We start from the raw sequence: 24,010 nt of genomic DNA, 5'->3' as shown, positions 1-24,010 counted from the left end.
GGGTTCAGTTCGTCTCGACGTCCGTCTCGACGGTCTCGTACCGGTCCAGCAGCGCGTCGAACGGCTCGCCCGCGCGGAGCGCGGCCAGCTCGGCGGCGAGGTCGTCCGCGGGCACCCGGACCTGCGCCGCCGAGTCGCGCTCGCGGACGGTGACGGTGTCGGGGCCGTCGCCCTTGATCCCGTCGCGGTCGACCGTGACGCAGAACGGCGTACCGACCTCGTCCTGCCGCCGGTAGCGCCGCCCGATCGAACCGGAGTCGTCGTACGCCACCGCGAGCCCCGCGGCCCGCAGGTCGCTCGCGACGCGCTCGGCGAGGCCGACGAGGCGGTCGTCGTTTGTCACCAGCGGGAACACCGCGGCGTCCTGCGGCGCGATCTCGGGCTCCAGGGAGAGGTACGTCCGCGACTCGCCGTCGACCTCGTCCTCGCGGTAGCCGTGCGCGAGGAGCGTCTGGACGGTGCGACCCACGCCGAAGGAGGGCTCGACGACGTGCGGCGTGATGTGCTCGCCGCTCTCGGTCGTCTCCTCGACGGCGAAGTTCGCGACGTCGACGTCGACCTCGCGCGTCTCCCCGTTCACGTCGACCGCCACCGTCTCGCCGTCGAAGGCGTCGGGGTCCCGCTCGGCGAGCGTCTGTAAGGCCTCGGCGACCGCGCCGGCGTCGCCGCCGAACTCGGGCCCGAGGACGGACATGTCGGGGTCGACCGTCGCGCGCTCGACCGTCTTCGGCTCGTCGTAGCGCTTGAAGACGGTGAAGGAGTCGTCGCCGTACTCGCCGTGCTTCGAGAGGTCGTAGTCGCCGCGGTAGGCGAAGCCGGCGATCTCGATCCAGTCGCCGTCGACCTCGCTCTCCGCGTCCCAGCAGTCGGCCGCGTAGTGGGCGCGCTCGCCGGCGAGGTGCTGGCGGAAGCGGAACCGCTCGGTGTCGACGCCGACGCGCTCGTACCACGCCTGCGCGACGCCGAGGTAGTAGCCGACCCACGGGGAGCCGATGACGCCCTCGTCGACCGCCTCGCCGACCGTCGTGTTCAGGTAGTCGCCGTCTTCGGCCTCCTGCTCGGTTGCGGGGTACAGCCGGACCTCCACGTCGCGCACCCGGTCGAGCGGCGGCTCGTCCTCCTCGGGGTCGATGAACTGCTCTAACTCCGCCTGCGTGAACTCGCGCAGCCGGAGGAGCCCGCCGCGCGGCGAGATCTCGTTGCGGTAGGCGGGACCGATCTGCGTGATCCCGAACGGGAGGTTCCCGCGGGCGTACTCCTTCAGCCGCGGGAACTCGACGAAGATCCCCTGCGCCGTCTCCGGGCGGAGGTAGCCGGGCTGGGCGTCGCCCGGTCCGATGTCGGTCGCGAACATCAGGTTGAACGCCTCCACCGGCTCGCCGGCGAGGGGGGTGCCGCAGGACGGGCAGGCGACGTCGTTGTCGGCGATGAGGCCCTCGACCTCCTCGCCGGGGAGCGCCTCGGCGTCCTCGATCTCCGTGGCCGCCTCCACGAGGTGGTCGGCGCGGTGCGACTCGCCGCACTCGCCGCACTCGACGAGCATGTCGTCGAACCCCTCCAGGTGGCCGGAGGCCTCGAAGACGGGCTCCGGCATCACCGTCGGCGCCTCGATCTCGCGGTTCCCCTCCTGGATGGTGAACCGGTCGCGCCACGCGTCCTCCAAGTTCCGCTTCAGCGCCGCGCCCTGCGGGCCGAACGTGTAGAAGCCGGCGGTGCCGCCGTACGCGCCGTTCGAGCCGAAGAAGAAGCCGCGCCGCTTCGCCAGCTCGACGAGGTCGTCCGCGGCCATCTAGAGGCCCTCCAGCAGGTCGACGTCGCGCACGATGCCGTCGAGGTCCGTGCCGCTGACGAGGGGGACCTGCTCGATGTCGTTGCTGATGAGCTCCTGGGCGACCTCCTTTGCGGTCCGGGTGCCGCTGACCGTGATCAGGTCCTCCGTCATGAAGTGGCGCGTGGGCTCCGCCGGGAGCTCCACGTTGCGGGTCGGGAGGTAGCGCGCGCCGGTCGCCTTGATCCCCTCCCAGGACCACTCGGAGTCCTGCTCGGCGATGGAGTCGCCCGTGCTCGCCTCGCCCTCGACGACGCGGGCGACCGCCAGCACGTCGACCTCGGTGAGCATCCCCGCGATCGCGGCGTCGTCGTCGAGCACGACGGCGTAGGGAACGTTCGCGAGCCCGATCTCCCGCTCGGCGACCGGCAGCGGCGTCTCCGTGTGGGTCGCGTTGACTGCCCGGGTCGCGAGCCCGCCCACCTCGGCGTCGCCGTCGATCTCGCCGCGGGCGATCGCCCGCACCACGTCGGTAACCGTGAGGATTCCGACGAGGGACTCGCCGTCGACGACCGGGAGGCGGCGCGACGACTCCGCGACCATCGTGGCCGCGGCGTCGACGATGTCGTCGTCGGCGCCGACGGTCGGGACCTCCCGCATCAGCAGCGCGAGCTGGTCCTCGTCCGGCTGCTCGATGAGGTCGTCGCGGGTGACGAGGCCGCGGTACACCTCGTCGCCGTCGACGTCCTTCACGACGGGGACCGAGGAGAAGCCGTGCTCCTGGATGTACTCCAGCACGTCGTTCCGGCTCCCCGGGATCTCGACGACGACGAGATCCGACCGCGGCGTCATGGCGTCTGATACGTTCATGCACCGTCTTTCAGCGTGACACCTCTTGTATACTGCGAAGGTGGTCGGCGACGGCGCGGGGAAGGGTCGCCGCCGTCGGCGCCGCTCGGATCCCGGAGGCGAGGCGCACACCCGACAGCGATCCGACCGGTCCGCCGCTCGACCGGTCCGCCGCTCGACCGGTCCGTCGGATCGACGCCGGACCGAGGCCGGGACCCGTCCGATCGACGGCGTCAGTCCGGATTCGCCGTCGATCCGTTCGCTCGGACCGGGAATTCGCCGACTGCGGACGTCTCCGGTTCGGAACGCTTATACCTACTGTGAACAATTAACAACCATGTCACGGAGTTCCACTCCTTGGGACGACCCGGACCCCGATCACCGTCGGACCGCGCTGCCGGCGGGTCCGACGCTCGACGCCGACGACTCGCCGGACGTGATGGCGTCGATCGACTCCTCGGCGTCGCGACCGGAGCTCGTGATCGCGGACGTCTCGCGGGAGAACGCGTGGGTCTCGGTCGACGAGACCGACGCGACCGTCCTCGAAGAGTGGTGCTGAGCCGGTAGCCGGTCGCCGCGGTCGCCTCGCGCGACCCCCATGACCGTCAGGCGGACTCGCGGACCCCTTCTCCGAGTTCCCACGCCCGGATCAGCGACGCCAGCGTCCGGCACGTCGGCGCCGCGGTCCCGAAGCGGTCCGCGCGGTCGACGACGGCGCCGTAGATCGCGTCGACCTCGGTCCGCCGCCCCTCGGCGACGTCCTCGTGCATCGACGAGCGGTTAGCGGCGGTGTCGTCGGCGACGCGCTCGACGGCCGCGACCGCCTCGTCCCCGCCGAGGTCCACGCCGTCGGCGCGCGCGACGCGGGCCACCTCGCGGGCCGCCTCGCGCGCGACCTCGCCGCCCGGTCCGTCGAGCGTCGCGCCGTTGGCGAGGCGCGCGAGCGCCGAGGGACCGTTGATCCCCGCGTTGACCGCGAGCTTCTCGTACCGGCGGCGGGGCATGTCCGCGGCGACGGTCGCCTCGATCCCGGCCTCGTCGAACGCGGCGCCGACGCGCTCCGCGAGCGGGTCCCGACCGCCGGCGAGCGAGCCGACGACGACCTCGCCGGTCCCCGTGCACGTCACCCGGCCGGGCTCGGCGAGCAGGGCGCCGTAGCTCGCGGTGCCCGCGAGCACGGTCGGGTCGAGCGCGGCGACGAGCCGCTCCTCCGTGAGCCCGTTCTGGAGCGAGCAGACCGCGTCGTACTCGCCGGTCGCGAGCGCCCGCGCCGCCGCGTCCGTGTCGTACGCCTTCGTCGTGACGAGGGCGAGATCGGCGCCGCGGTGCGTCCCGTCGGTGAGCGCTCGGGGGCGAACGCGCGCCTCGATCTCCCCGTCGATCCGGAGCCCGTCCCCTCGGATCCGCCGCATGTGGGGGTCGCGTCCGACGAGGGTGACGTCGTGGGCCCGGGCCAGCAGCCCGCCGATCAGGCTCCCGAGCGCGCCGGCGCCGTAGACGAGGACCTCCATACGCATCACCACGAGGCGCGACTGAAAAGGCGTGACGGTGGTGACGGCGCCCGGGCGTCGAACTCGCCCCGGCGCGGTCGGCGGCGCGGTCAGCCCTTCAGTCCGCTGCCGGTCAGCGGGACGACGACGTCGTCGTCGGGCGCGAGGACCCCGCGCTCGCGGAGCTCCCGGAGCGCGGCCGGCGCGACGGCGCAGGTCGGCTCGGTGTAAAAGCCCGCCCGGTGAAGGCGGTCGAGCTCGCGCTCGGCCGCCGACTCGGTCACCGCGAGCGCGTCGCCGTCGGTCTCCGCGATCGCGTCGAGGATCTCCCGCTTCCGAACCGGCTCCGCGATCTGGATCCCGTCGGCCGCGGCGTTGACGCGCCCCCCGGGGTCGGCCGCTTCGGCCCCGTGCAGCTCGCGGACGATCGGGGCGATCCCGGCCGCCTGCGCGCCGAACAGCCGCGGGACCGAGTCCGTCCAGCCCGCCCGCTCCAGCCGCCGGAACCCCCGGTACGCGCCGAGGAACAGGGTCCCGTGCCCGAGCGGGGCGACGACCGCGTCCGGGGCCTCCCAGCCGCGCTGGGCGGCGATCTCGTAGGCGACGGTGGCGGTCCCCTCGAAGAAGGCCGGGTTCCACGCGTGGCTGGCGTACCACGCGGAGCCCTCGGAACTCCCGTCCGTTCCGCCCGCGGTCCCTCCCTCTCGCCCGCCGTCCCCGAGCGCGGCGACGCAGGCGTCGGTCACGTCCCCCCGACTCCCCTCGATCCGGACCGGCTCCGCGCCGGCGCGGCGGATCGCGCGGAGCTTCGACTCCTTGACGTCGGCCGGGACGTACACCGCGGCGTCGATCCCCGCCCGGGCCGCGTACGTCGCGATCGCCGCGCCGGCGTTGCCCGAGGAGTCCTCGACGACGCGGTCGACGCCGAGCTCGCGGGCGCGCGTGAGCGTCGTCGTCGCGCCCCGGTCCTTGAACGACCCCGTCGGGAAGACGTACTCCAGCTTGAACGCGGCGTTCCACGCCTTCCCGTCGGCTCCGGCGTCGCCCCGCGGACCGTCCGCGTCGACGAGCGGCGTCCCCCCCTCGCCGAGCGTCACCCGGTCGGCCGGGTCGTCGCCGACCGCGAGGAACGGCGCGAACGCCCAGAGTCCGTCCCCGTCGCTGACGCCGAGCGGCTCGTCCCCCTCCGCCGGCTCCGGTGCCGGGCGACCCGGCTCCGGCACCGGTCGATCCGGGACCGGCGGATCGGCGAAGTTCAGCGGGGCGCTGCACTCGCAGCGCCACCGGTCGGCGACGGTCGCGCCGCAGTCGGAACAGGCGAGCCGCCTCGGGGTCGCGCCGCCCTCCTCCCCTCCCTCCGGCCCGTCGTCGGCCGCCATCAGTACCGGTCGACGTTGGTGCCGACCGAGCAGACGTACTCGCCGGCGGCGACCTGCGGGAGCCGTCGGGTGCGCCAGAAGATCCCGTCGTCGTCGGCGGTCACGCGGCCCTTCAGCTCGCCGAAGGTGTCCGTCACCTCGAAGAGGGCGTCGCCGGCCGAGACGCGCTCACCGAGGTCCCGCTGGAACCGGACGAGCCCGCCCGCGGGCGACCCGTACTGGTCGAACCCGCGCGCCCGGACCTGCCGCTCGAGGTCGACGTCGCCGTCGAGGAAGCCGTGGTGTCGGAGCACGTTGAACACCCCCTCGACGCCGTACCGGATCGACTCCTCGTCCCAGCCGACGGCGCCGCCGAGCTCGGGGTCGATCGTCGGGATCCCGTGCTCCGGGCCCGCCCGCGCGAGCTGGCCGTCCGGGCCCTTGATGTCGAGGACGTGCCCGCAGCCGAAGGCCTTCGCGAGCTCCAGGCAGTCCCCGTGGAGATGGTGGCGGATCCCGCACCGCACCCGCGTCTCGTTTATCATCCGACTGGTCGACCCCTGATGGAGGTCGAGGATGTAGTCCGCGCGCTTCGCCGCCTGGAACGTCGCGTGGGCGATCCGCTCGCTGGTCGTCCCGTCCTCGTCGCCGGGGTACCCCCGGTTCATCTTCCGGTCGTCGATCGGGTTCCGGTGTTCCGCGACCTGGAATCCGAAGTAGTTGACGATGCCGACGACGAGGACCGCGCCCGACAGCTCCGTCGGGTCGAGCCGCGGGACGACGCGGTTGACGACCCCCAGCCCGTTGAGCTCGTCGCCGTCGCTGACCGCCTGCACGTACAGCGTCTGTCCGTCCGTCGCGCCGTTGACGACGGCGACCGGCAGCCGCACGGGGCTCCCGTCCCGCGTCTCGCCCACTTCGAGACGGCCCGTATCCGTCTCGCCCGGCGGGGCGCGGGCCGTTCCAAGCGTGATCATTACGCGAACGTGGGCCGGCCGCCCCTTTATCCGTTCGGTCTACGGCGATCCACCGACACAAGCTTTATCGCCGTCTCGGCCGACGAACCGGTACCGAAGGTCGCGTTCGCCGAGCGCTCCGGTCCGTCTCGCCCCCTGACCGGCCGAACCGGACTCGCCGATCTGACCGGCCCGACCGGTAGTCGGACGCGGTCCACTCACATGAGCATCGACATCGACCCGCTGTCGGACGACGCCGGACTCGCGGTCACGGACCACATCGAGAACACCCAGTTCGAGGTGTACACCGACCGGACCGTCGAACCCCGCCCGAACCCCGCGGACGCCCACTACTTCCCCGTCGACGCCAGCGTCACCGTCGAGACCGCGTCCGTCGAGATCCCGCGCGTCGCGGTCGTCGAGACGCGCGACGGCGACGGTGCGCTCCTCACCCGAGGCGACGCCTACGACATGCCGCCCGGGACGTACCACGTCGGCATCGATCCGGCGCCGACCAAGCTGTACCTCGCGTTCGAGGCCGGCTTCTCGGTGTCGACGACGGACCGGACCACGCGGATCGACCTCGACGCGCCGAGCGAGGTCGCGCTCGGCTTCCGCTCGCTCCACCAGGTGCCCGCCGGCACCGTCGAGACGCCGACCGACCCCGAGTCGCTGATGGACGCCGTCTCGCTGCTCGGCTCCGCGCTCCAGACGACGAGCCCGGAGCGGTCGTTCCCCACCCTCCGCGGCCATCCCCCGCTGATCGGGCCGGGCGACGAGCTGCGCGTGCCCGACCCGATCGAACCGCCGGACTCCGGGGTCCGGATCGTCGTGCCGCCGACGTACGAACGCCTGTATCCGGTCGTCTCGCTCGCGTACTACTTCGCGGCCGACGTCGTCCCCGGGGAGGCGCCCCGGATCGAGGGCGACGGCTGGACGCACTACTTGGAGCCCGACTTCGAGCGTCGGACCGCCGAGGTCCTCCGGCAGTCGTTCCACCTCGACTGCCTCGCCCGCACCGAGGGGTTCTATCCGGTCGACCTCCACGAGCGACAGGCGACCGACGTCGACCTCGACTGGGGCCGGCTGTACGACCTCCCCCTCGCGGAGCGGCTGGGCGAGTACCTCGCGGTCCCCTTCGAGCGCGTCGAGCCGGAGCTCCCGCAGTGGACGCTGACGACCGACGTGCGACCCGACCCCGGGAACGTGGAGATGCTCCCGTTCGTCGCCGGCGAGCTGTCCGTCGTCCGGTCGCCGGAGACGGCCACTCCGGCGACCGCGAGCGAGGGGGGCGGCGTCGGGTTCTTCCGCGGGCCGGACGGCGATCCCGCACCGGTTCCGGCGTCGACCGGCCCGGACGAGTTCGTCCGGGGCGCCGCCGAGCCCGAGCCCGTTCGCGGCGCCGACGCCCCGGCCGACCGCGGCGCGGTACCGGCCGACGCCGACTTCGTGCGGCCCGAGCCGGTCGACACCGTCGAGCACGCGTGGGTCGGCGACGGCGTCCCGCTCGACGCCAACAAGGCCACCCTCGACGCGTACCACCGCCGGCTGGAGGCGGGCGCGGTCGAGCAGTCGCGGATCTCCGTCTTGGTCGTCTGCAACGACGAGCAGATGCGCGAGGAGGGCGCGGTCGCGGACCTGTACGGCCTCCGCGACATGGTCCAGTTCGACATCGAGGTGCGCCACGACCTCACCCGCGCGGAGATGCGCGAGGCGCTCCGGTCCGACGTCGACTTCCTCCACTACGTCGGCCACGTCGACCACCGCGGGATGCAGTGTACCGACGACTACCTCGACCTGACCGACGAGGAGCTCGACGTCGGCGTCAGCGCCTTCCTGCTCAACGCCTGCCAGTCCTATCAGCAGGGCGAGGCCCTCGTCCACCGCGGCTCCCGCGGCGGTATCGTCACCCTCTCCGACGTGGCGAACTCGCCGGCCACCCAGCTCGGCCGCATCATCGCGCGCCTGATGAACACCGGGTTCAACCTCCGCACCGCGCTTCACGTGGCGAAACGGGAGCTGATCACCGGACATCAGTACATCGTCGTCGGGGACGGCGGGACGACGATCTGTCAGAGCCGAAGTGGAGTAGCACTTGTCCTTAATTTAAGAGATCATGGTACAGACTGCTGGAGTCTGACTGCAGAGACATACCCTAATGGCCCGTATGGAACGGGCTCGCTGACATACCTGAATTTAGACAGCGACAATAATAATCACATTGTTCCTTCAAAAATAACCGCAAAAAAGGTCTCAACCGCTGAGGTTGAGCAGTTCCTGAATATGGAAGATACGCCGATCTTCCACGATGGGGAACTCACTTGGAACGACAGCTTTGATGGACTTACGGACCTGGGGTAGTAGCCGCTTGGTTCGCCGCCGCGGGCGCCGCCTGCGTCAGCAGGAGGAGCGCGGTGAACAGGACGCCGGCCATTTTCGGGTGCTCTGCCACGTACTCCGCTACACTTTCGTGCATATTTCACAAAAAATCGCGCGTAATTAAAGAATAAATTATTCTGCGGTGACTGGTTTTACATATTTGAATATCAAATATTATGAATAAATTTATTGCCGGCCGAGCCGCTCGACTTCTTCGACCTCGCTCGGCCGTATCACCGGTGTATTGAAGGTCGTTTCGTCACAGTTCCCGGTATGGGAACGGGTGACGACGTCGACCTCCTCGACCCGTTCCGGCAGTTCCTCTCGCTGCGGCGGGACGTGCTCGTGCTGTCGCTCGCGATGTTCGCGTTCAGCCTCGGCTTCCAGATGACGAACCGGTACGTCCCGGAGTACATGTCGGCGCTGGGCGCGAGCGCGTTCGTCGTCGGGCTGTTCGGGACCGTCGGCAACGTCATCGGCGCCGTCTACCCGTACCCGGGCGGCCGGCTCTCGGACCGGATCGGATCGCGGGTCGCGCTCACGCTGTTCGGGCTGGTGTCGAGCCTGGGGTTCGGCGTGTGGCTCGCCGCGCCGACCCTCGGGACCGTGACGGTCGGGGGCGTCGCCTTCGAGCCGTGGATCTGGATCTTCGTCGGCCTCTTCCTCGCGCAGGCGTGGAAGTCGTTCGGGCTCGGCGCGACGTTCGCGATCGTCAAGCAGTCGGTGCCGCCGGAGCGGCTGGCGCGCGGGTTCGCGAGCACGGAGGTGTTCCGCCGGACCGCGTTCCTGATCGGGCCGCTGATCGCGGCGGGGATCATCCAGTACGCCGCCGACTTCACCGTGAGCTTCCAGTACGTGCTCGCGGTGGCGCTCCTGTTCGGCGTCGTCGCCACCGCGCTCCAACACGTCCTCTACGACGCCGAGGGTGACACGCTCGGCAAGGAGTTCGAGGGGGTGAGCGAGGTGGTCGCGGACCTCCGGCGCCTCCCGCCGGAGCTCCGCCCGCTGCTCGTCGGCGACACGCTGGTGCGGTTCGCGAACGGGATGGTGTACGTCTTCTTCGTCATCGTGATCACGCGGTTCCTCGAAGTGGGGATCGACGTCGGCCCCGTCTCGCTGTCACCGGCGGCCTTCTTCGGCGTGCTGCTGGCAATCGAGATGCTGGTCGCGCTCGTCTCCATGCCACCCGCGGCGTTGGCCGCCGAGCGGGTCGGGCTCAAGCCGGTCGTCGCGCTCGGCTTCCTCGTGTACGCGGTCTTCCCGGTGCTCCTCATCAACGTCCCGGCCGACACGCCGCTGACCGCGCCGCTCGTCGTCGCGCTGTTCGCGTTCTCCGGGCTCCGGTTCGCCGGGCTCCCCGCGCACAAGGCCCTGATCGTCGGGCCCGCAGAGCGCGACACGGGCGGCCGCGTCTCGGGGTCGTACTACCTCCTCCGCAACGCGGTCGTCATCCCGAGCGCGGCGCTCGGCGGGCTGCTCTACGGCGGGTTCTCGGTGCCGGGGACCGAGGTCGCTGTCGCCGGGAGCCCCACGGTCGCCTTCGGACTCGCAAGCGCGGTCGGGCTCGTCGGCGTCGCGTACTTCGCGCTGTTCGGCGAGGAGTACGACGCGTACGCGTGAGACCCGAGCGCGCTCGGAGGAGCCGGCTCGACCGGCGTCGTCGCCTCGCGGATCGACTCGGTCGGCGGCGGCGCCTCGCGGGTCGACTCAGTCGTCGTCCGCGGCGCCCGGAACGGAGCCGGCCGCGTCGGGCCCCGCGACCGCGCCGTCGCCGCCGTCGAACGATTCGAGCCGCTCCCGGAGCCGGCGGGTCCGACGGGAGAGGTCGTCGATCCGGTCGCTCACCGCGTCGAGGTCGTCGTTCTGCTCTTCGACCAGCTTGGCGGCGTCCGCGGCCTCCGCGGTGGACGCCTCGCTCAGCTCCGCGACCTCGTCCATCATCGCGACGGTCTCCTCCGTCGCCGTCGCCTGCTCGTCGGTCGCCTTGCTGATCGACTGGACGCCGTCGTTCGCGTCCTCGACCGTGTCGACCATCTCCAGCAGGAGCTCCGCCGAGTCGTCGATCGTCTCGACGCCGCGCTCGACGCGCTCGCCGGTTTCGCGCATCTCGGAGACGGTCTCGCTGGCGGTCGACTGCAGCGTCTCGATCCGCGTCTCGATCTCGTCGGTCTTCTCCGCGGTCTCCTCCGCGAGGGACTTCACCTCGTTGGCGACGACCTCGAACCCCTCGCTCGCGTCCCCGCCCGCGCCGCCGCCGGCGCGCGCGGCCTCGATGTTGGCGTTCAGCGCGAGGATGTTCGTCTGCTCCGCGATGTCGTCGATGAGCGTCACGATCTCGCCGATGCGGTCCATCTCCGACTCCAGCTGCTCGACCTTCTCGATCGACGCCGCCGTCCGCTCGCGGATCGCCTCCATCTCGGTGACGGCCTCGGTGGCGGCGTCGTTGCCGGCGTTGCCGATCTCGGCGGCGTTCGCCGACTTCGTCGCGACCTCGTCGGACGACGAGGCGATCTCCTCGATCGACGCCGAGAGGTCGGAGAGCTCGCCGGAGGCGTCCCGCACGGTGTCGTACTGGTCGCCCGCGTTGTCGGCGATCCCGTCGATCACCTCGACGACGTCGTCGCCCTGGGACGCCAGCCGCCGCGCCGTGTCGTCGATCTCGGTGCTGGCCTCGTCGACCTCTGCCGCGAACGACCGGACGCCCTCGACGGTCGCCTCCACGTCGCCGATCATGTCGTTGAACGACGCGGCGATCGTCGCCAGCGCCTCCGCGTCGACGTCCTCGTCGGCCCGCACGGAGAGGTCGCCGTCGGCCGCCGCGTCGAACGTCTCGCTCATGCGCTCCGCGCTCGCGGCCAGCGACTCCGCCTGTCGCTCGGCCTCCGCGCGCGCCGCCTCCGCCTCCCGCTGGGCGGTCTCCAGCTCGTCGATCCGCGTCGCGATGGCGTCGCGCATCGAGCGCACGGCCGCGAACAGCCGCCCGACCTCGTCGTACCGCGGCGCGTCGAGGTTCACGTCGAACTCGCCGTCCTCGATCCGCGCCGCCTTCTCGTTGAGGAACCCGAGCGCGCCGGCGGTGTCGCGGACCAGCGTGATCGTCAGCAGCGACGCGCCCACGACCGCGACGAACAGCGTCGTCACCAGCGCTGACAGCACGGCGGACTCGGCCTCGGCGGGTATCGACCCGCGGACCGAGAGCCACCGGGTCCACACCGTTACCCCGAGCAGCAGCGCGAACCCCGCGATGCCGAGGAAGCTCTTGGTGTTGAGGCTACGCGTCAGTATCGAACCGGAAGTGGTCGTGTCCGTCATGGTCTCAGGCGGCGGTCGTCGCGGTCGTCGTTTCGCTCTCGGCGAACAGGTCGCCGACGCGGGTGATGCTGAACGTGACGATCGAGGTGAAGCCGACCTTGGCGGTCGTGTCGAGCACGGCGACGATGAAGTGGTAGTCGGCGGTCGATATCACGCCGACGCCGGAGCCGCTGAGCAGCCAGATCACCGGGTAGACGAACCACAGGGCGATGGTGAGGTCCCGGAGCGTCCGGAAGGTGCCCTGCACCGCGGCGCTCTCGTCGCGGACGCCGTCCGTCACGGTCGTGAGCAGGAGGTAGACCACCGCGAGGAACGCGGCCGACGAGACGGCGAACCCGCCCCACTTGACCCCCGGCGTCGCCGCGGTGGTCGCGGCGTAGCCGGCCGCGATCATGAGCGCGTCGGCGCCCATCGCGGCGGCGATCGTCTTCCGCGGAGCGGCCGCGACCACCGCGATGTGTAACACGATGAGCGGCGTCGTCAGTGCCCAGTCGAGGTACCGGAGCTCGACGACGAACCCCTCCAGGGCGATCCCGGCCGAGCTCGCCGCCATCCCGGCGTACGAGAGCCCCGCGATCGACATGATTGCCGGCGGGAGCAGGAAGTACCTGTTCTCGTGGTCCCCCAGCAGCGAGAACGCGACGAACGCGACTGTCGATACCCCCATCAGCGCCGCCACAGCGGCGAACACCGCCGTCTCTACCAGCATGGTACGGATCAGTCGACCGTCCGTATTGAATCCCTCCCGCGAGTTATCAGGACTGGTATCTCGGCGCGGAGCTCCGGGTGAGCCGGCCGGATCCGAGGGGGCAGAGGTCCCTCGGTGGCAGTCCGACGCGATCGGTCTCGACTAACCTTTTATATCCCACACGCGAACCGCTTCGCATGACCGATATCGCCGCCGCGGTGCGGGACGCGTTCGAGCACACCGACTACGACCTCGGCGACGTCGCCGTCAACCGACGGCAGGTCCGCGTCCCGGTCCTCCGGGAGGGGGCCGACCCCGACGCGCTCCGCGCCGTGATCGAGGAGGCGCTCGGCGCGGACGCGGTCGCCGGGGTCACCGTGACCACGGAGACGATCGACGGGGACGACGGGATCGGCACCGTCGTCTCGTTCCGATACCGCCCGTAGCGCGGTACGGTTAAGCGTGCGGTGCTCGTAGACGCCCCGTACACGATGACGTCCGACGACGGACACGACGGCGCACAGTACCTCGCCGGCTCGCCGGTCCGGGTCGCGGTCCTCCGGGCGCTCCGGCGGGAGCCGCGTCGTCCGACGGACCTGACGGACGCGGTCGACGCGACCCGGACGACGGTCCAGCGGATCCTCGGGGGGTTCCGCGAGCGCGACTGGGTCGTCAAGCGCGACGCGGCGTACCGCGTGACGGCGACCGGAGAGCGCGTCCACGACGCGTACGAGACCCTTCTGGACGAGGTGGAGCTGGCCGACCGCTACGGCGGGTTCGCCGCCGACCTCGAACGCGTGGGCGCCGGGTTCCCCGCGGAGGCCGTCGACGCCGGCGACCTGACAGTCGCGACCGACCGGAACCCGCTCGCCGCGGTCGACCGCATCGCCGACATCATCCGAGACGGCCGTCGGGCCGAGATCAGGGCGGTCTCGCCGGTCGTCATCCAGCAGTTCAACCGGGCGGCCGCGACCGCGCTCGACGCCGGCGCGGAGGTCGAGCTCGTCATCGACCGCGACGTGGTCGAGGCGTCGATCGCCGACTTCGCCCGGGCGACCGACCGGGCGCTCGACGACGACGACGCGACCGTCTACGTCTCGCCCGACCCGATCGAGTACGGGCTGTTCAGGCGGGACGACGTCGCCTGCGTGACGGCGTACGACCGCCGGAACAACCCCCGATGCGTGCTGGAGTCCACCGACTCGGCGGTGGTCGACTGGGTCGACGACCGGTTCGAGTCGCTCACCGCCGACGCCCGACGGCTGTCCGCGGTCGTCGAGAACGCCTGACGCGGCGGTCGGGACGCCTACGCGGTCGACCGGTCGGCGTCGCCGTCGGACGCGTCGTCCGAGTCGGCGTCGCGGCGCTCGGGCTCGAAGTTGGCGGGGACGACCGTCGGGTGATCGATGCCGACGGACGGGGTGCTCGCGCTCATGGCTCTGTCAGTACGTAGGCGCGCCACCGACTAAAAATTACCCATGGGCATAACGCATCCCGTCCGCGGGACGCGATGTCCGGTAGTTATCTCTTCGAGTCCGGCGCTACTCGCCGAACTCCTCGTCGTACAGGTCCCGCGCGTGTTCGATCGCGTCCTTCGCGGCCGCCTTGTCCTCCCATCCGAGGGTTTCGACCTCCTTGCCCGCTTCGAGGTTCTTGTACGTCGAGAAGAACTCGTCTATCTCGTCGCGGATCTGCTGCGGGATGTCTTCTAAGTCCTCGATGTGGTCGAAGCGGGGGTCCTCGGTCGGCACCGCGATCACCTTGTCGTCCTGCTCGCCGTCGTCGTCCATCTTCATCAGCGCGACGGGGCGGGCCTCGACGACGCAGCCGGGGAACGTCTGGTCCTCGACGAGCACCATCACGTCGAACGGGTCCTCGTCGTCGTAGTACGACCGCGGGATGAACCCGTAGTCGTACGGGTAGTGGACGTTCGAGTGGAGCACGCGGTCGAGGACGACGCCGGGGATGTCCTTGTCGTACTCGTACTTGTTCCGCTCGCCCTTGAGGCACTCCACGACCGCGTAGATCTCGTCGGGTGCGTCCGGGCCCGTCTCGAGGTCCTCCCAGAGGTTGACCATGTGACCGATATTCGGTCCATCGGTAGCAAAGTCCTTTCGGGTTCCCGGCGACACCGCTCCGACCGTCGTCGGCCGAGTCGCTTTTCGATTCGACCGTCGCTTTCCGATTCGACCGTGCTTTCCGATCGATCGTCTCGACTGACCGTCGTTCGCGCCCCCGCGTTTACCGACCGCTCCTCGGAGACGGCTACCGGTTGATCGGATGTCGTATTGTGTCCGAAGCTCCCGGTTCGTCCGACGGATCGTCACGGATGCGTCGCGTCGGTCGGCGATCGCTCGGATCCGGTGTCGGGAACGAACCGGCAGTTCAGCCGTTCTGCGGCCGACGACGGCCGGAAACGAACGCGTGCGGCGTAGTTATGTATTTAAAAGATGCTGAATCTTGAGAAAGGTTATAAGTTCGGGAACCCTTCAGATACCCATGTCAGAGGCACAATCAGTCACTGATGCGGAGACACCGCGGCCGGCGTCGGAGCTGACGGCGTTCCAGCAGAACATCCTCGCGATCCTCTCGGAGGAGCCCATGTACGGGCTCGCGGTCAAGCGCGAGCTCGAATCGTACTACGGCTCCGAGGTCAACCACGGGCGGCTCTACCCCAACCTCGACGACCTGGTCGCGGACGGGTTCGTCGAGAAGAGCGAACTCGACAAGCGGACGAACCAGTACGAGCTGACCGAGGCCGGCCACGACGCGGTCCTCGGCCAGCTGGAGTGGGCCCTCGACCGGTTCGTCACCGACGAGGAGCGGGCCGACGAGGTCCGCGCGCTCCTCGACGAGTAGCGCGGCGAGCCCGCGGGACGCATCGGCGCGAAACCGACAGTATCCTGGCACACGACGCGCGGTGAAAACCGCGCGCCCCCGAGACTCCCAGCCCCGGCGCCGTCGTCGACGACGCCGACATCGGCGATTCGGGCCTCGACTACGACTCCTCTGGCCCGTCGACCTCGGCGGCGACCGACTCGATCACCGCCAGCGACTCCTCGACGACGGCGAGCTGCTCGTCCGTCGGCCAGCCGTTCCGCGGCAGGTACTCCTCGCGGAACTCCTCGCGCACCTCGGGGGTCGCGTCGTCGACGGCGCGCACGTAGTGGTTGCTCATGAACGCCGCGAAGCTGCGGGCGGTGTCGGCGTGCGCGCCGCCGTGCGCCTCGGCGACCGCGTCGGCGACCGCCTCGTTGTACGCGGCGACCTCGTCGTACCGGTCGGCGTCGCCCGGCCCGGACAGCGACACCTCGACGGCCCGCTCGGTGGTCTCGATCCGGTCGAGTCGCACCGTCCCGTCGGCCATCCACTCGTCGGGGTACAACACGAGGGTGTCGTCGTCCTCGCGGAGCCGCGGGACGTAGCCGTGGCCCGCGACGAGCTCGTCGCGGCGCTCGCGGTAGAACGCGGCCGCCGCGTCCTCCTCCGCCCGCCGCGCGAGCCGCGTGAGCCGCTCCGCCTCGTCGACGACCTCGACCGGCACGTCCGGGACGCGGTCGGCGTCGCTCGCGCCTTCGTCGGCCGGGTCACCGTCGCCGTCGCTCTCGGCGCCCTCCTCGGCCGCCATCACCTCTCGCGCCCGCTCCTTCGCCCACTCCGGGGGTTCGTCGTTAGTTCGCGTCATCGAGTGCCTCGTTCGCCAGATCGTCGGCGCGCGCGTTTATCTCCCGCGGAACGTGGCCGATCGACCACCGGTCGAACCGCTCTAACAGCTCCCGGGCGCGAACCCGCCTCTCGCGCAGCTCGGGGTCGTTGGCGTCCCACTCGCCGCGCACCTGCCTGACGATCAGCTCCGAGTCGCCGCGGACGTCGATCTCGTTGAAGCCGTACTCGTCGGCCGCCTCCAGCGCCCGGATCAGCGCCGCGTACTCGGCCTGGTTGTTGGTGACCGTCCCGATCCGCTCGCCGCCCTCGGCGACGACGCCGTCGGACGTGACGAGACACCAGCCGACCGCGCCCGGCCCGGGGTTCCCGCGGGAGGCGCCGTCGAAGTAGACGTGCGCGCGGCCGCCCCCCTCGCGGATGAGGTTCGTCAGGCGGGTCGGGTCGCTCCCCTGGACCACGACCTTGCCGTCGTACGCGACGGCGACGGCGCCCTCGCGCTCCGCGCGCCACCGCTCGTGGGCCGTGTTCCCGTCGTCGATCGGGACGCCGGCGTCCTCGAGGCGGGCGCGCGCGGTCGCCGGGTCGCAGTCGATCGTCGGCATTCGGTCGCAGTCGACGCCGGCGCGTCAAAGCCTTGTCCGTCGCGGTCGCCGACCGAGCGTCCACTGACCTCTCCTCGCTCCGGTCGAGCGATCGCCGACCCTCACGAACTTTTAAGTCAGTCCGATTGGATAGTATATAAATGCGATGACACGGCCAACCCGGCAACGGGATCACGACCGGCAGCGTGTGCGGGACGAGGACGCCGACGAGACCGAGACCGACGCCGAGGGGGTCGAGGGGGTCGACGCCGACGAGCTGGACCCCGAGGACTTCGACCCGGAGGAGCTCACCCGGACGGCCGACGGGGAGCTGATACACGAGGAGACGGGCATCATCATCGAGGAGGAGCAGATCGATCCCGGACCGGAGTGGCGCGCGTTCAACCACTCGGAGCGGCAGGAGAAGTCGCGGGTCGGCGCCCCGACGACGAAGACGATGCACGACAAGGGGCTGACGACGACGATCGACTGGAAGGACAAGGACGCCTACGGGCGATCCATCTCCTCGAAGAAGCGGTCGCAGATGCATCGGCTGCGCAAGTGGCAGGAGCGGATCCGGACGAAGGACGCGGGCGAGCGGAACCTCCAGTTCGCGCTCTCGGAGATCGACCGGATGGCCTCGGCGCTCGGCGTGCCCCGCTCGGTACGGGAGGTCGCCTCGGTCATCTACCGACGCGCGCTCAACGAGGACCTGATCCGCGGGCGCTCCATCGAGGGCGTCTCCACCGCCGCGCTCTACGCCGCCTGTCGAAAGGAGGGGATCCCCCGGTCGTTAGAGGAGATCTCCGACGTCTCCCGCGTCGACCGCAAGGAGATCGGCCGGACGTACCGCTACATCTCTCAGGAGCTCGGCCTGGAGATGCGTCCAGTCGATCCGAAGAAGTACGTGCCCCGGTTCTCCTCCGAGCTCGAACTGAGCGAGGAGGTGCAGTCGAAGGCGAACGAGATCATCGAGACGACCGCCGAGCAGGGGCTCCTCTCCGGGAAGTCCCCGACCGGCTACGCCGCGGCGGCCATCTACGCGGCCTCGCTGCTCTGTAACGAGAAGAAGACCCAGCGCGAGGTCGCCGACGTCGCGCAGGTCACCGAGGTCACCATCCGCAACCGGTACCAGGAGCAGATCGAGGCGATGGGGATCCACAGCTAGCGGGCCGCGGGTCGACGGGAGGCGTACGGTTTTTTCGCTCGGTCACCGATCGCCACACATGCTCGTCTGCGGAACCCACAGCGGGCTGTATCGGCTCGACGGGCCGCACGGCGACCCGGTGCGGGTCGCCGCCTGCGGGCGCGTCCGCGAGGTCGTCCGGAGCGGCGACGCCCGGATCGCCGCGACCGCCGAGGGGCTGTACCGCTCGACGGACGGGACCGACTGGCACCGGCTCGACGGCCCGGACGACCCGGTCTCCGTGCTCGCCGGCCCGGAGACCGTGCTGGTCGGGACGGGCTCGGTCGACGTGCTCCGGGCGCGGCCGGCGACCGACGGCGACGGGTGGCGCTTCGACCCGATCGGAGACCTCGACGCGCACCCGCACGGCGAGCGGTGGCGGGACCGCGCGCCGGGGGCGGCGCCGAGCGTCAGGACGCTGGCGGTCCACCCGGACGACGGCGTGCTCGCGGGGCTCGAACCCGGCGGCGTCTACGCGTTCGACGGCGACTTCTGGCGGCGGTACGGGCGGGGCGTTCACGACGACGTCCACGACCTGCGCGTGCTCGACGGCGGCGCCGTCGTCGCCGCCACCGGGAGCGGGCTCTACCGGACGGACGACGGCGACCTGTGGTACCGGCTCGACACCGACTTCCGCGACTTCTGGGCGAGCTACTTCCGCGAGGCGGTCGTCCGCGGCGACCGACTCTACGCGGGGGCGAACCGCTGGGGCCCGGAGGCGCCCTCGGGCGTGACCCTCTCGGGGCCCGCCGACGGCGACGGGTTCGACGCCGACCCCGTGCCCGCCGCCGAACCGGCGTTCGTCGCCTCGTGGGCGGTCGTCGACGGGACGCTCGTCGGCGGGACGCTGCGCGTCGACGAGGACGGGTTCGCGGGCGGGGAGCCGACGCCGCTGGTCGTCCGCGATGACGACGCGTGGCGCGTCGGCGCGACGCTGCCGGCCGGCGCGACGTCGCTCGCGACCTGAGCGGCAAACGTCCCTTGCGGTTCGGGACGGGGTCCCGCCGGCCGCCGACACCGTCAAGTCGCGCTCGGCCCTACTCGACGGCGAATGCGGCTCGACGAGTTCATCGAGTTCGAGGCGAACGAGCGCGCCGAGCGGCGGCGCCTCGCGAGCGAGAAGGACTACGGCATCCTCGACCACCTCGACTCCTTCGAGCGGCGCTTCGAGGAGCACGTCTCCGACGACGCCGTGGTCGGTAGCGTCTCGCCCTCCATCTTCGTCGGCCGCGCGGACTACCCCAACGTCTCGACCGGGCTGCTCTCGCCGGTCGGCCGCGAGGAGCGCGCGGCGGCGTTCGAGACCTCCGCGGCGTGGTACGACGAGGGCGTCTCCATCTCGGACGTGTTCGACCGCCGGACGAGCCTGCTCAACTCGACCCGCGGCGTCGACGTCGCGGACGCCGGGGCGACCGGCGGGGTGGCGTCGATCGGGGGCGGCGACGGGCCGGCGGAGAGCGTCCAGGACGCGTGGGACGGCTGGCTCGGCGTCCAACGCGAGGTCGCGATCGCGGACCGCCCGGTCGACGTGGAAATCGGGCTTGACGGCCGGCCGGACCTCGACTTCGAGGTGGGCACCGAGGACATCAAGACGCCGACGGGGCCGCGCGCGGCCGCCCGCACCGCCGAGCTCGGCGAGAACCCGCACGTCCCGCGGCCGGTGCAGAAGACGCTCGAAGACGACGACTGGCGCGCCGAGGGGGCGATGACGTACCTCTACCGCCGCGGGTTCGACGTGTACGAGATCAACACGATCCTCTCGGCGGGCGCGCTCGGCCGCGGCGAGAACCGCCGGCTCGTCCCGACGCGCTGGTCGATCACCGCCGTCGACGACACGGTCGGCCAGTTCCTCCGCGGGTCGATCCGCGACGACCCGACGGTCGACCGGATCGAGGTCCACCGCAACGAGTACCTCGGCAACGCCTTCTGGGTGATCCTCGTGCCGGGGCAGTGGGAGTACGAGCTCGTCGAGATGAAGGCGCCCGGCTCGATCTGGAACCCAGACCCCGAGGCCGGCGTCTCCCTCTCGGCCGCGAGCGAGGGCCGCGAGGGCCGGACCGGCTACGTCGAGGAGACCGCGGGCGCCTACTACGCGGCCCGGCTCGGCGTCTTAGAGCACCTCGACGACCGCGGGCGACAGGCGAAGGCGCTCGTCTGCCGCCACGTCTCCGACGACTACTGGGGCCCGGTCGGCGTGTGGCAGGTGCGCGAGGCGGTCCGGAACGCCTTCGAGGGCGAGCGCGGGACCGCGGAGACGTTCGGCGAGGCGGTCCGCGGCGTCGCCGACCGCCTCCCGATCTCGCTCGCTCGCCTCCGCCGGAAGTCGACGCTCGCGGCCGGGCTCCAGGCGAACCTCGCGGACTTCGTCGACGCGGGCTGAGCCGCCGGGCGACGGCACGCCTCCCTCCCCATCCCTTTAGTCGCGAGGCCGAGTGGGTAGCGCATGGTCTCTCTCGTCCCCGCGTTCGGCGGTATCCCCGCCGGGCCCGAACTCCTGATCGTCCTGATCATCGCCGTGCTCCTCTTCGGCGTGCCCCTCGTCCTCGTCGCGGGCGCGGTGCTGTTCTTCGCGCTGCGCTCCGACGACGAAGACGAGCGAGACGACCGGCCGGACGCCGACCGGATCGCCGAACTGGAAGCCGAGGTCGAGCGCCTCCGGGAACAGGTGGGCGACGAACAGGACGGTCGCGGCGACGAGCCGAACGGTCGGGAGGGCGGCCACTCCTGAAAAGGTAAGGCGGTGGCGCGTGCCTCCGAGTGGCCGCCGAAGGCGGCCGCGAAGAGCACGCGCGAGGGACGCCGCGAACGCCCGTAGGGCGTGAGCGGCGAGGCTGGGGAGGCGCGAGGCCGCGGTGCGGGGTGGGACTCGAAGGGGCAGCCGGGAGACGACCTGAGGCGACGCAAGCACCGCAGGGAGCGAGTGAAACGAGCGACCGAGGAGCACAGCGAGCGCATCGAGTCCTCCCGGTTGGGGCTTCGGGGGTTGTCGCCGGCGATTCACGATCAACTCCGTACAGCCGAGCGGTTGGGACTTCGAGGCTGTCAGCAGCGTCTGCGCGGTCGACTGAATATAAACAGAGACCGGAGAAACGACGGTGCTTCTCGCAGTAGTCGTCTCAGTCCTCGGCCCAGTAGTACAGATCCTCGCGCGGCGCGTCGCAGTTCGGGCAGTTCTCGGGGAGCTCCGTGCCGATCTCGCCCATCTCGCCGCACTCCCAGCAGCGCCACATCACGTAGGCGGTGCCGAACACGTCGCGCGCGTCGGTGAGGCTCAGCGACTTCGATCCGGACGGCGACGAGACGTAGAACCCGTCGTCGTCGACCCCGCGGACGGTGCCGAGTTCCTCGCCCGACTCGTCGTACACCGTCTGTCCGATACTCACGTCAGCGAAGACGGGTTCGTCGGTAGCCATACAGGGGGGTACGTGTTTATGACTTATAATTGTGATAGTAGGTAGCACGACACGGGTGGGATATACGACCACCGATCGGCGGCGAACACCGCCAAAGCCCCAGCCGTGAGACGGCCTGACGCTCGCTGCGCTCCTCGCTCGTTCACTCCGTTCACTCGCTGTGGTGCTTGCGCCGCCTCAGGTCGTCTCACGGCTACCCCTTTGAATCCCGCCCCGCACAGCACCGCACCTCACGCCTCCCCAGCCTCGCGGCTCCCTCCGCTTCGCTCCGGTCGCCGCGTCCCTCGCGCGTGCTCCTCGCGGCCTATCGGCCGCTCGCAGGCACGCGCCACCGCATCCACGAGTAGACGGGGATGCCGACCAGCGGAACAAGACCCGAACCCTGTCCGTTCAGGCGACCGGCGTCCGCTCGACGACGGTGCCGTCGACGGTCGGGTACTGCTCGACGATTTCCCCCTCGTCGAGGTCGCCGTCCTCGACCATCTCTTCGAGGAGCCACCACGCGACCTCGACGTGGTTCGACTTCGCGGTGTAGAACTCCTCGGGGACGCCGAGCGCGTCGAAGCGCTCCGGGTCGGCGAACGCCTTCCCGTAGACGAGCGTGCCGTCGTCGGTCACCTCGTCGAACTCGCGGCGGATGTTCTCCGCCATCCGCTTCAGGCGGTTGCGGTGTTGCGCGGCGTCTTTGAACACCGAGGTACAGAAGTACACCTTCTCGTGGCTCGCCATCTCCGAGACGATCGCGTCGTCCTTCGACCCCTCGACGGCGGACATGTGCCCGTCCTGCAGCTCGAACCCCTCCTCCTGCATCCGACGGTAGTTCCCGTCGGACATCTCGAACTCGTTGATGTTACAGAACTCGGCGGCGCCCTCGTCCAAAAAGTCCAGGAACTCCGGCTCCGCGCGGATGCCGGGGATCTCGAAGGCGGGCGTGAGCCCCTCTTCGCGGGCGACGTGGAGGATCTCCTCCCACTCGGTGCCGTGCATGTCGCCCCACATCTCCAGCGGCGGGTGGAAGCGGATCTCGTCGAGGCCGGCCTCGGAGAGCTTCCGCATGTTCTCGCGGCCGCCCGTGATCCCGGTGTAGAGGTGGGTGTGGTGGTCCTCGCCGAACTCGTCTTTCAGCAGTTCGAGGTACCGGCACGTCTTCGCCATCGCCTCCTGCGGCTCGCCGCCGGTGATCGAGGTGCCGAGCGCGCTCATGCGCTTGGCCTCTCGAATCACGTCCTCGTCGGACTCGACCTTCCGCTCGTTTGCGTACACGTCGGTGACGTTCTTCCGGTTCTCTCCGAGGGGGCAGTAGAAGCAGTCCCGCTGGTCGCAGTAGCCGTAGACGAACAGCACCATCTTGCCGCCCTTGGCGCACTGTTCACAGCCCTTGGAGATCATCTACCCCTCCCTACCGGCCGCGGCCTCAAAAAGCGTCCGAAGCGCGCGTTCCCGGGGGATCCGTTGCCACGGGGCGGTTCCGACGCTCGACGGCGCCGCGCACGGGGCGACTCGGACACAAAGTATGTACCCCCGCCGGCGCCAGTGCCGGCCATGAACCGAGAGCCGACCGTCGACGACGACGCCGAGAACCGGACCGCGAGCGACGCGATCACCCGCCGTCGCGCCCTCGCGGTCGGCGGTGCGGCCGGCCTCGCGGGCCTCGCCGGCTGCACCGCGTACGACGTCGTCAGCGGCGACGGCCCCGCGGAGTTCGCCGCCGGGACCGCGACGGTCGCCGACGCGACGCTCTCGGAGAGCGGCTACGAGCTCAACGAGGTGACCGACGAGACGATCACCCGGGAGGTCGAGGTGGCCGGACGGACGCGGGAGGTCCGCGTGACGAACACCGTCGCGGAGTACGACAAGGCCGTGGAGCTGTTCGGCGAGCGCTACCAGGCCGCCGTCTTCGCCGCGGTGGCGACGCCGCGGGTGGAGGTCCTCGGGGAAGCGCTCAACCCGATCGCCGACTTCACGACCCGCGAGCGCGCGGAGATCATCCTGAGCCGCTACGAGGACGTCGGCGACCTGGAGCGCGGCTCCGAGTACTCGACGACGGTCCTCGGCGCAGACGCCGACGTCGTCGTCTACACGGCGGAGGGCGAGATCGGGGGGACGGGCGCGGGCGTCGAGCTGGAGCTCCACGTCGGGGAGCCGGTCGAGACCGGCGACGACTTCGTCCTGCCGCTCGCGGCGTACCCGGCGTCGTTCAGCGACGGCGAGAACGTCCGCCGGATGATGAACGGGATCGAACACGAGCCGGCCTCGGACGACGACTGAGGGCAACGGAACGACGCGACGGTCGGTCGACTCGACCGGGCGCACGCGACCACACACGGACCGGGCACACGCGACCGAACGCGCGAGAGCCGCGCC

Annotated in this window: 25 protein-coding genes; 11 read left to right on the top strand and 14 right to left on the bottom strand. The window is 70.7% G+C overall.

Annotated elements, in window-relative coordinates; genetic code table 11:
* Positions 1-4: 4 nt before the first annotated feature.
* Positions 5-1,789: a glycine--tRNA ligase gene (gene glyS, locus ACFQMF_RS10455; protein ID WP_256409188.1), complete on the bottom strand. Its 1,785-nt coding sequence runs from the start codon at positions 1,787-1,789 to the stop codon at positions 5-7.
* Positions 1,790-2,638 (bottom strand): CBS domain-containing protein, encoded by an 849-nt coding sequence (locus ACFQMF_RS10450; protein ID WP_256409187.1) that lies wholly within the window; start codon positions 2,636-2,638, stop codon positions 1,790-1,792.
* Between the two features lie 316 nt (positions 2,639-2,954).
* Here ACFQMF_RS10450 and ACFQMF_RS10445 point away from each other — a divergent pair, with 316 nt between their 5' ends.
* Entirely contained in the window at positions 2,955-3,176 is a 222-nt protein-coding gene (locus ACFQMF_RS10445; RefSeq protein WP_256409186.1) for a DUF7556 family protein, read from the top strand.
* A 46-nt stretch (positions 3,177-3,222) separates the two neighbouring features.
* Here ACFQMF_RS10445 and ACFQMF_RS10440 read toward each other — a convergent pair whose 3' ends face one another.
* The 3 genes from ACFQMF_RS10440 to ACFQMF_RS10430 all read right to left on the bottom strand — a co-directional run bounded on the left by ACFQMF_RS10440 (position 3,223) and on the right by ACFQMF_RS10430 (position 6,442).
* The gene (locus ACFQMF_RS10440; RefSeq protein WP_256409185.1) at positions 3,223-4,128 is read right to left on the bottom strand and encodes a ketopantoate reductase family protein; all 906 of its coding nucleotides are present in this window, start codon (positions 4,126-4,128) and stop codon (positions 3,223-3,225) included.
* A gap of 89 nt (positions 4,129-4,217) precedes the next feature.
* The gene (locus tag ACFQMF_RS10435; RefSeq protein WP_256409184.1) at positions 4,218-5,486 is read right to left on the bottom strand and encodes a threonine synthase; all 1,269 of its coding nucleotides are present in this window, start codon (positions 5,484-5,486) and stop codon (positions 4,218-4,220) included.
* Positions 5,486-6,442, bottom strand: coding sequence for a succinylglutamate desuccinylase/aspartoacylase family protein (locus ACFQMF_RS10430; protein WP_256409183.1), 957 nt, complete (start codon positions 6,440-6,442; stop codon positions 5,486-5,488). The genes ACFQMF_RS10435 and ACFQMF_RS10430 overlap by 1 nt, the downstream gene beginning before the upstream one ends.
* A 201-nt stretch (positions 6,443-6,643) precedes the next feature.
* Here ACFQMF_RS10430 and ACFQMF_RS10425 point away from each other — a divergent pair, with 201 nt between their 5' ends.
* Entirely contained in the window at positions 6,644-8,782 is a 2,139-nt protein-coding gene (locus tag ACFQMF_RS10425) for a caspase family protein (protein ID WP_256409182.1), read from the top strand.
* Here the strand turns inward: ACFQMF_RS10425 and ACFQMF_RS10420 are convergent.
* Complete coding sequence (locus ACFQMF_RS10420) at positions 8,766-8,897, bottom strand: DUF7503 family protein (RefSeq protein WP_256409181.1); 132 nt, start codon at positions 8,895-8,897, stop codon at positions 8,766-8,768. The two genes, ACFQMF_RS10425 and ACFQMF_RS10420, sit on opposite strands and share 17 nt — an antisense overlap.
* A 176-nt stretch (positions 8,898-9,073) precedes the next feature.
* On the opposite strand from ACFQMF_RS10420, the gene ACFQMF_RS10415 reads away from it, so the two are divergent.
* The gene (locus ACFQMF_RS10415) at positions 9,074-10,420 is read left to right on the top strand and encodes an MFS transporter (protein ID WP_256409180.1); all 1,347 of its coding nucleotides are present in this window, start codon (positions 9,074-9,076) and stop codon (positions 10,418-10,420) included.
* 87 nt (positions 10,421-10,507) lie between these two features.
* On the opposite strand, the gene ACFQMF_RS10410 is transcribed toward ACFQMF_RS10415, so the two are convergent.
* Together ACFQMF_RS10410 and ACFQMF_RS10405 are read right to left on the bottom strand one after the other, a co-directional pair.
* Positions 10,508-12,112, bottom strand: a complete 1,605-nt coding sequence (locus tag ACFQMF_RS10410; protein WP_256409179.1) for a methyl-accepting chemotaxis protein — start codon at positions 12,110-12,112, stop codon at positions 10,508-10,510.
* Positions 12,113-12,116: 4 nt separating this feature from the next.
* Positions 12,117-12,821, bottom strand: coding sequence for a bacteriorhodopsin (locus ACFQMF_RS10405; RefSeq protein WP_256409178.1), 705 nt, complete (start codon positions 12,819-12,821; stop codon positions 12,117-12,119).
* Positions 12,822-12,997: 176 nt separating this feature from the next.
* On the opposite strand from ACFQMF_RS10405, the gene ACFQMF_RS10400 reads away from it, so the two are divergent.
* Complete coding sequence (locus ACFQMF_RS10400; RefSeq protein ID WP_256409177.1) at positions 12,998-13,246, top strand: hypothetical protein; 249 nt, start codon at positions 12,998-13,000, stop codon at positions 13,244-13,246.
* A gap of 45 nt (positions 13,247-13,291) precedes the next feature.
* The gene (locus tag ACFQMF_RS10395; protein ID WP_256409176.1) at positions 13,292-14,089 is read left to right on the top strand and encodes a helix-turn-helix transcriptional regulator; all 798 of its coding nucleotides are present in this window, start codon (positions 13,292-13,294) and stop codon (positions 14,087-14,089) included.
* A gap of 17 nt (positions 14,090-14,106) precedes the next feature.
* Here ACFQMF_RS10395 and ACFQMF_RS10390 read toward each other — a convergent pair whose 3' ends face one another.
* The gene (locus ACFQMF_RS10390) at positions 14,107-14,235 is read right to left on the bottom strand and encodes a hypothetical protein (protein ID WP_256409175.1); all 129 of its coding nucleotides are present in this window, start codon (positions 14,233-14,235) and stop codon (positions 14,107-14,109) included.
* 106 nt (positions 14,236-14,341) lie between these two features.
* Complete coding sequence (locus ACFQMF_RS10385; protein ID WP_256409174.1) at positions 14,342-14,878, bottom strand: inorganic diphosphatase; 537 nt, start codon at positions 14,876-14,878, stop codon at positions 14,342-14,344.
* Between the two features lie 421 nt (positions 14,879-15,299).
* Between ACFQMF_RS10385 and ACFQMF_RS10380 the strand changes: the two genes are divergently transcribed.
* Positions 15,300-15,659 carry a PadR family transcriptional regulator gene (locus ACFQMF_RS10380; protein ID WP_256409173.1) on the top strand — a complete coding sequence of 120 codons (360 nt, stop codon included), beginning with the start codon at positions 15,300-15,302 and terminating at the stop codon, positions 15,657-15,659.
* 139 nt (positions 15,660-15,798) lie between these two features.
* Here the strand turns inward: ACFQMF_RS10380 and ACFQMF_RS10375 are convergent, their stop codons facing one another.
* Together ACFQMF_RS10375 and rnhA are read right to left on the bottom strand one after the other, a co-directional pair.
* Positions 15,799-16,485, bottom strand: coding sequence for a DUF7108 domain-containing protein (locus ACFQMF_RS10375; protein WP_256409172.1), 687 nt, complete (start codon positions 16,483-16,485; stop codon positions 15,799-15,801).
* Entirely contained in the window at positions 16,472-17,068 is a 597-nt protein-coding gene (gene rnhA / locus ACFQMF_RS10370; protein WP_256409171.1) for a ribonuclease HI, read from the bottom strand. Before rnhA ends, ACFQMF_RS10375 begins: the two co-directional genes overlap by 14 nt.
* A 145-nt stretch (positions 17,069-17,213) precedes the next feature.
* Here rnhA and ACFQMF_RS10365 point away from each other — a divergent pair, with 145 nt between their 5' ends.
* The 4 genes from ACFQMF_RS10365 to ACFQMF_RS10350 all read left to right on the top strand — a co-directional run bounded on the left by ACFQMF_RS10365 (position 17,214) and on the right by ACFQMF_RS10350 (position 20,961).
* Complete coding sequence (locus tag ACFQMF_RS10365) at positions 17,214-18,215, top strand: transcription initiation factor IIB (RefSeq protein WP_256409170.1); 1,002 nt, start codon at positions 17,214-17,216, stop codon at positions 18,213-18,215.
* 58 nt (positions 18,216-18,273) lie between these two features.
* On the top strand, positions 18,274-19,200 hold the full coding sequence (locus ACFQMF_RS10360) for a beta propeller repeat protein (protein ID WP_256409169.1): 927 nt from the start codon (positions 18,274-18,276) through the stop codon (positions 19,198-19,200).
* 84 nt (positions 19,201-19,284) lie between these two features.
* On the top strand, positions 19,285-20,613 hold the full coding sequence (gene nreA / locus ACFQMF_RS10355; RefSeq protein ID WP_256409168.1) for a DNA repair protein NreA: 1,329 nt from the start codon (positions 19,285-19,287) through the stop codon (positions 20,611-20,613).
* Positions 20,614-20,676: 63 nt separating this feature from the next.
* Positions 20,677-20,961 carry a preprotein translocase subunit TatA gene (locus ACFQMF_RS10350; RefSeq protein ID WP_256409167.1) on the top strand — a complete coding sequence of 95 codons (285 nt, stop codon included), beginning with the start codon at positions 20,677-20,679 and terminating at the stop codon, positions 20,959-20,961.
* Positions 20,962-21,349: 388 nt separating this feature from the next.
* Here ACFQMF_RS10350 and ACFQMF_RS10345 read toward each other — a convergent pair whose 3' ends face one another.
* Together ACFQMF_RS10345 and ACFQMF_RS10340 are read right to left on the bottom strand one after the other, a co-directional pair.
* Positions 21,350-21,646, bottom strand: a complete 297-nt coding sequence (locus tag ACFQMF_RS10345; protein ID WP_256409166.1) for a DUF7130 family rubredoxin-like protein — start codon at positions 21,644-21,646, stop codon at positions 21,350-21,352.
* 390 nt (positions 21,647-22,036) lie between these two features.
* Positions 22,037-23,035, bottom strand: coding sequence for a radical SAM protein (locus ACFQMF_RS10340; RefSeq protein ID WP_256409165.1), 999 nt, complete (start codon positions 23,033-23,035; stop codon positions 22,037-22,039).
* Positions 23,036-23,188: 153 nt separating this feature from the next.
* On the opposite strand from ACFQMF_RS10340, the gene ACFQMF_RS10335 reads away from it, so the two are divergent.
* On the top strand, positions 23,189-23,914 hold the full coding sequence (locus ACFQMF_RS10335; protein ID WP_256409164.1) for a DUF6517 family protein: 726 nt from the start codon (positions 23,189-23,191) through the stop codon (positions 23,912-23,914).
* Positions 23,915-24,010: the final 96 nt, after the last annotated feature.

It is taken from the genome of Halorubrum rutilum, from assembly GCF_042665015.1.
In the GTDB taxonomy this organism is placed as follows: domain Archaea; phylum Halobacteriota; class Halobacteria; order Halobacteriales; family Haloferacaceae; genus Halorubrum; species Halorubrum rutilum.
This window is presented reverse-complemented; position numbering and strand designations above follow the sequence as displayed.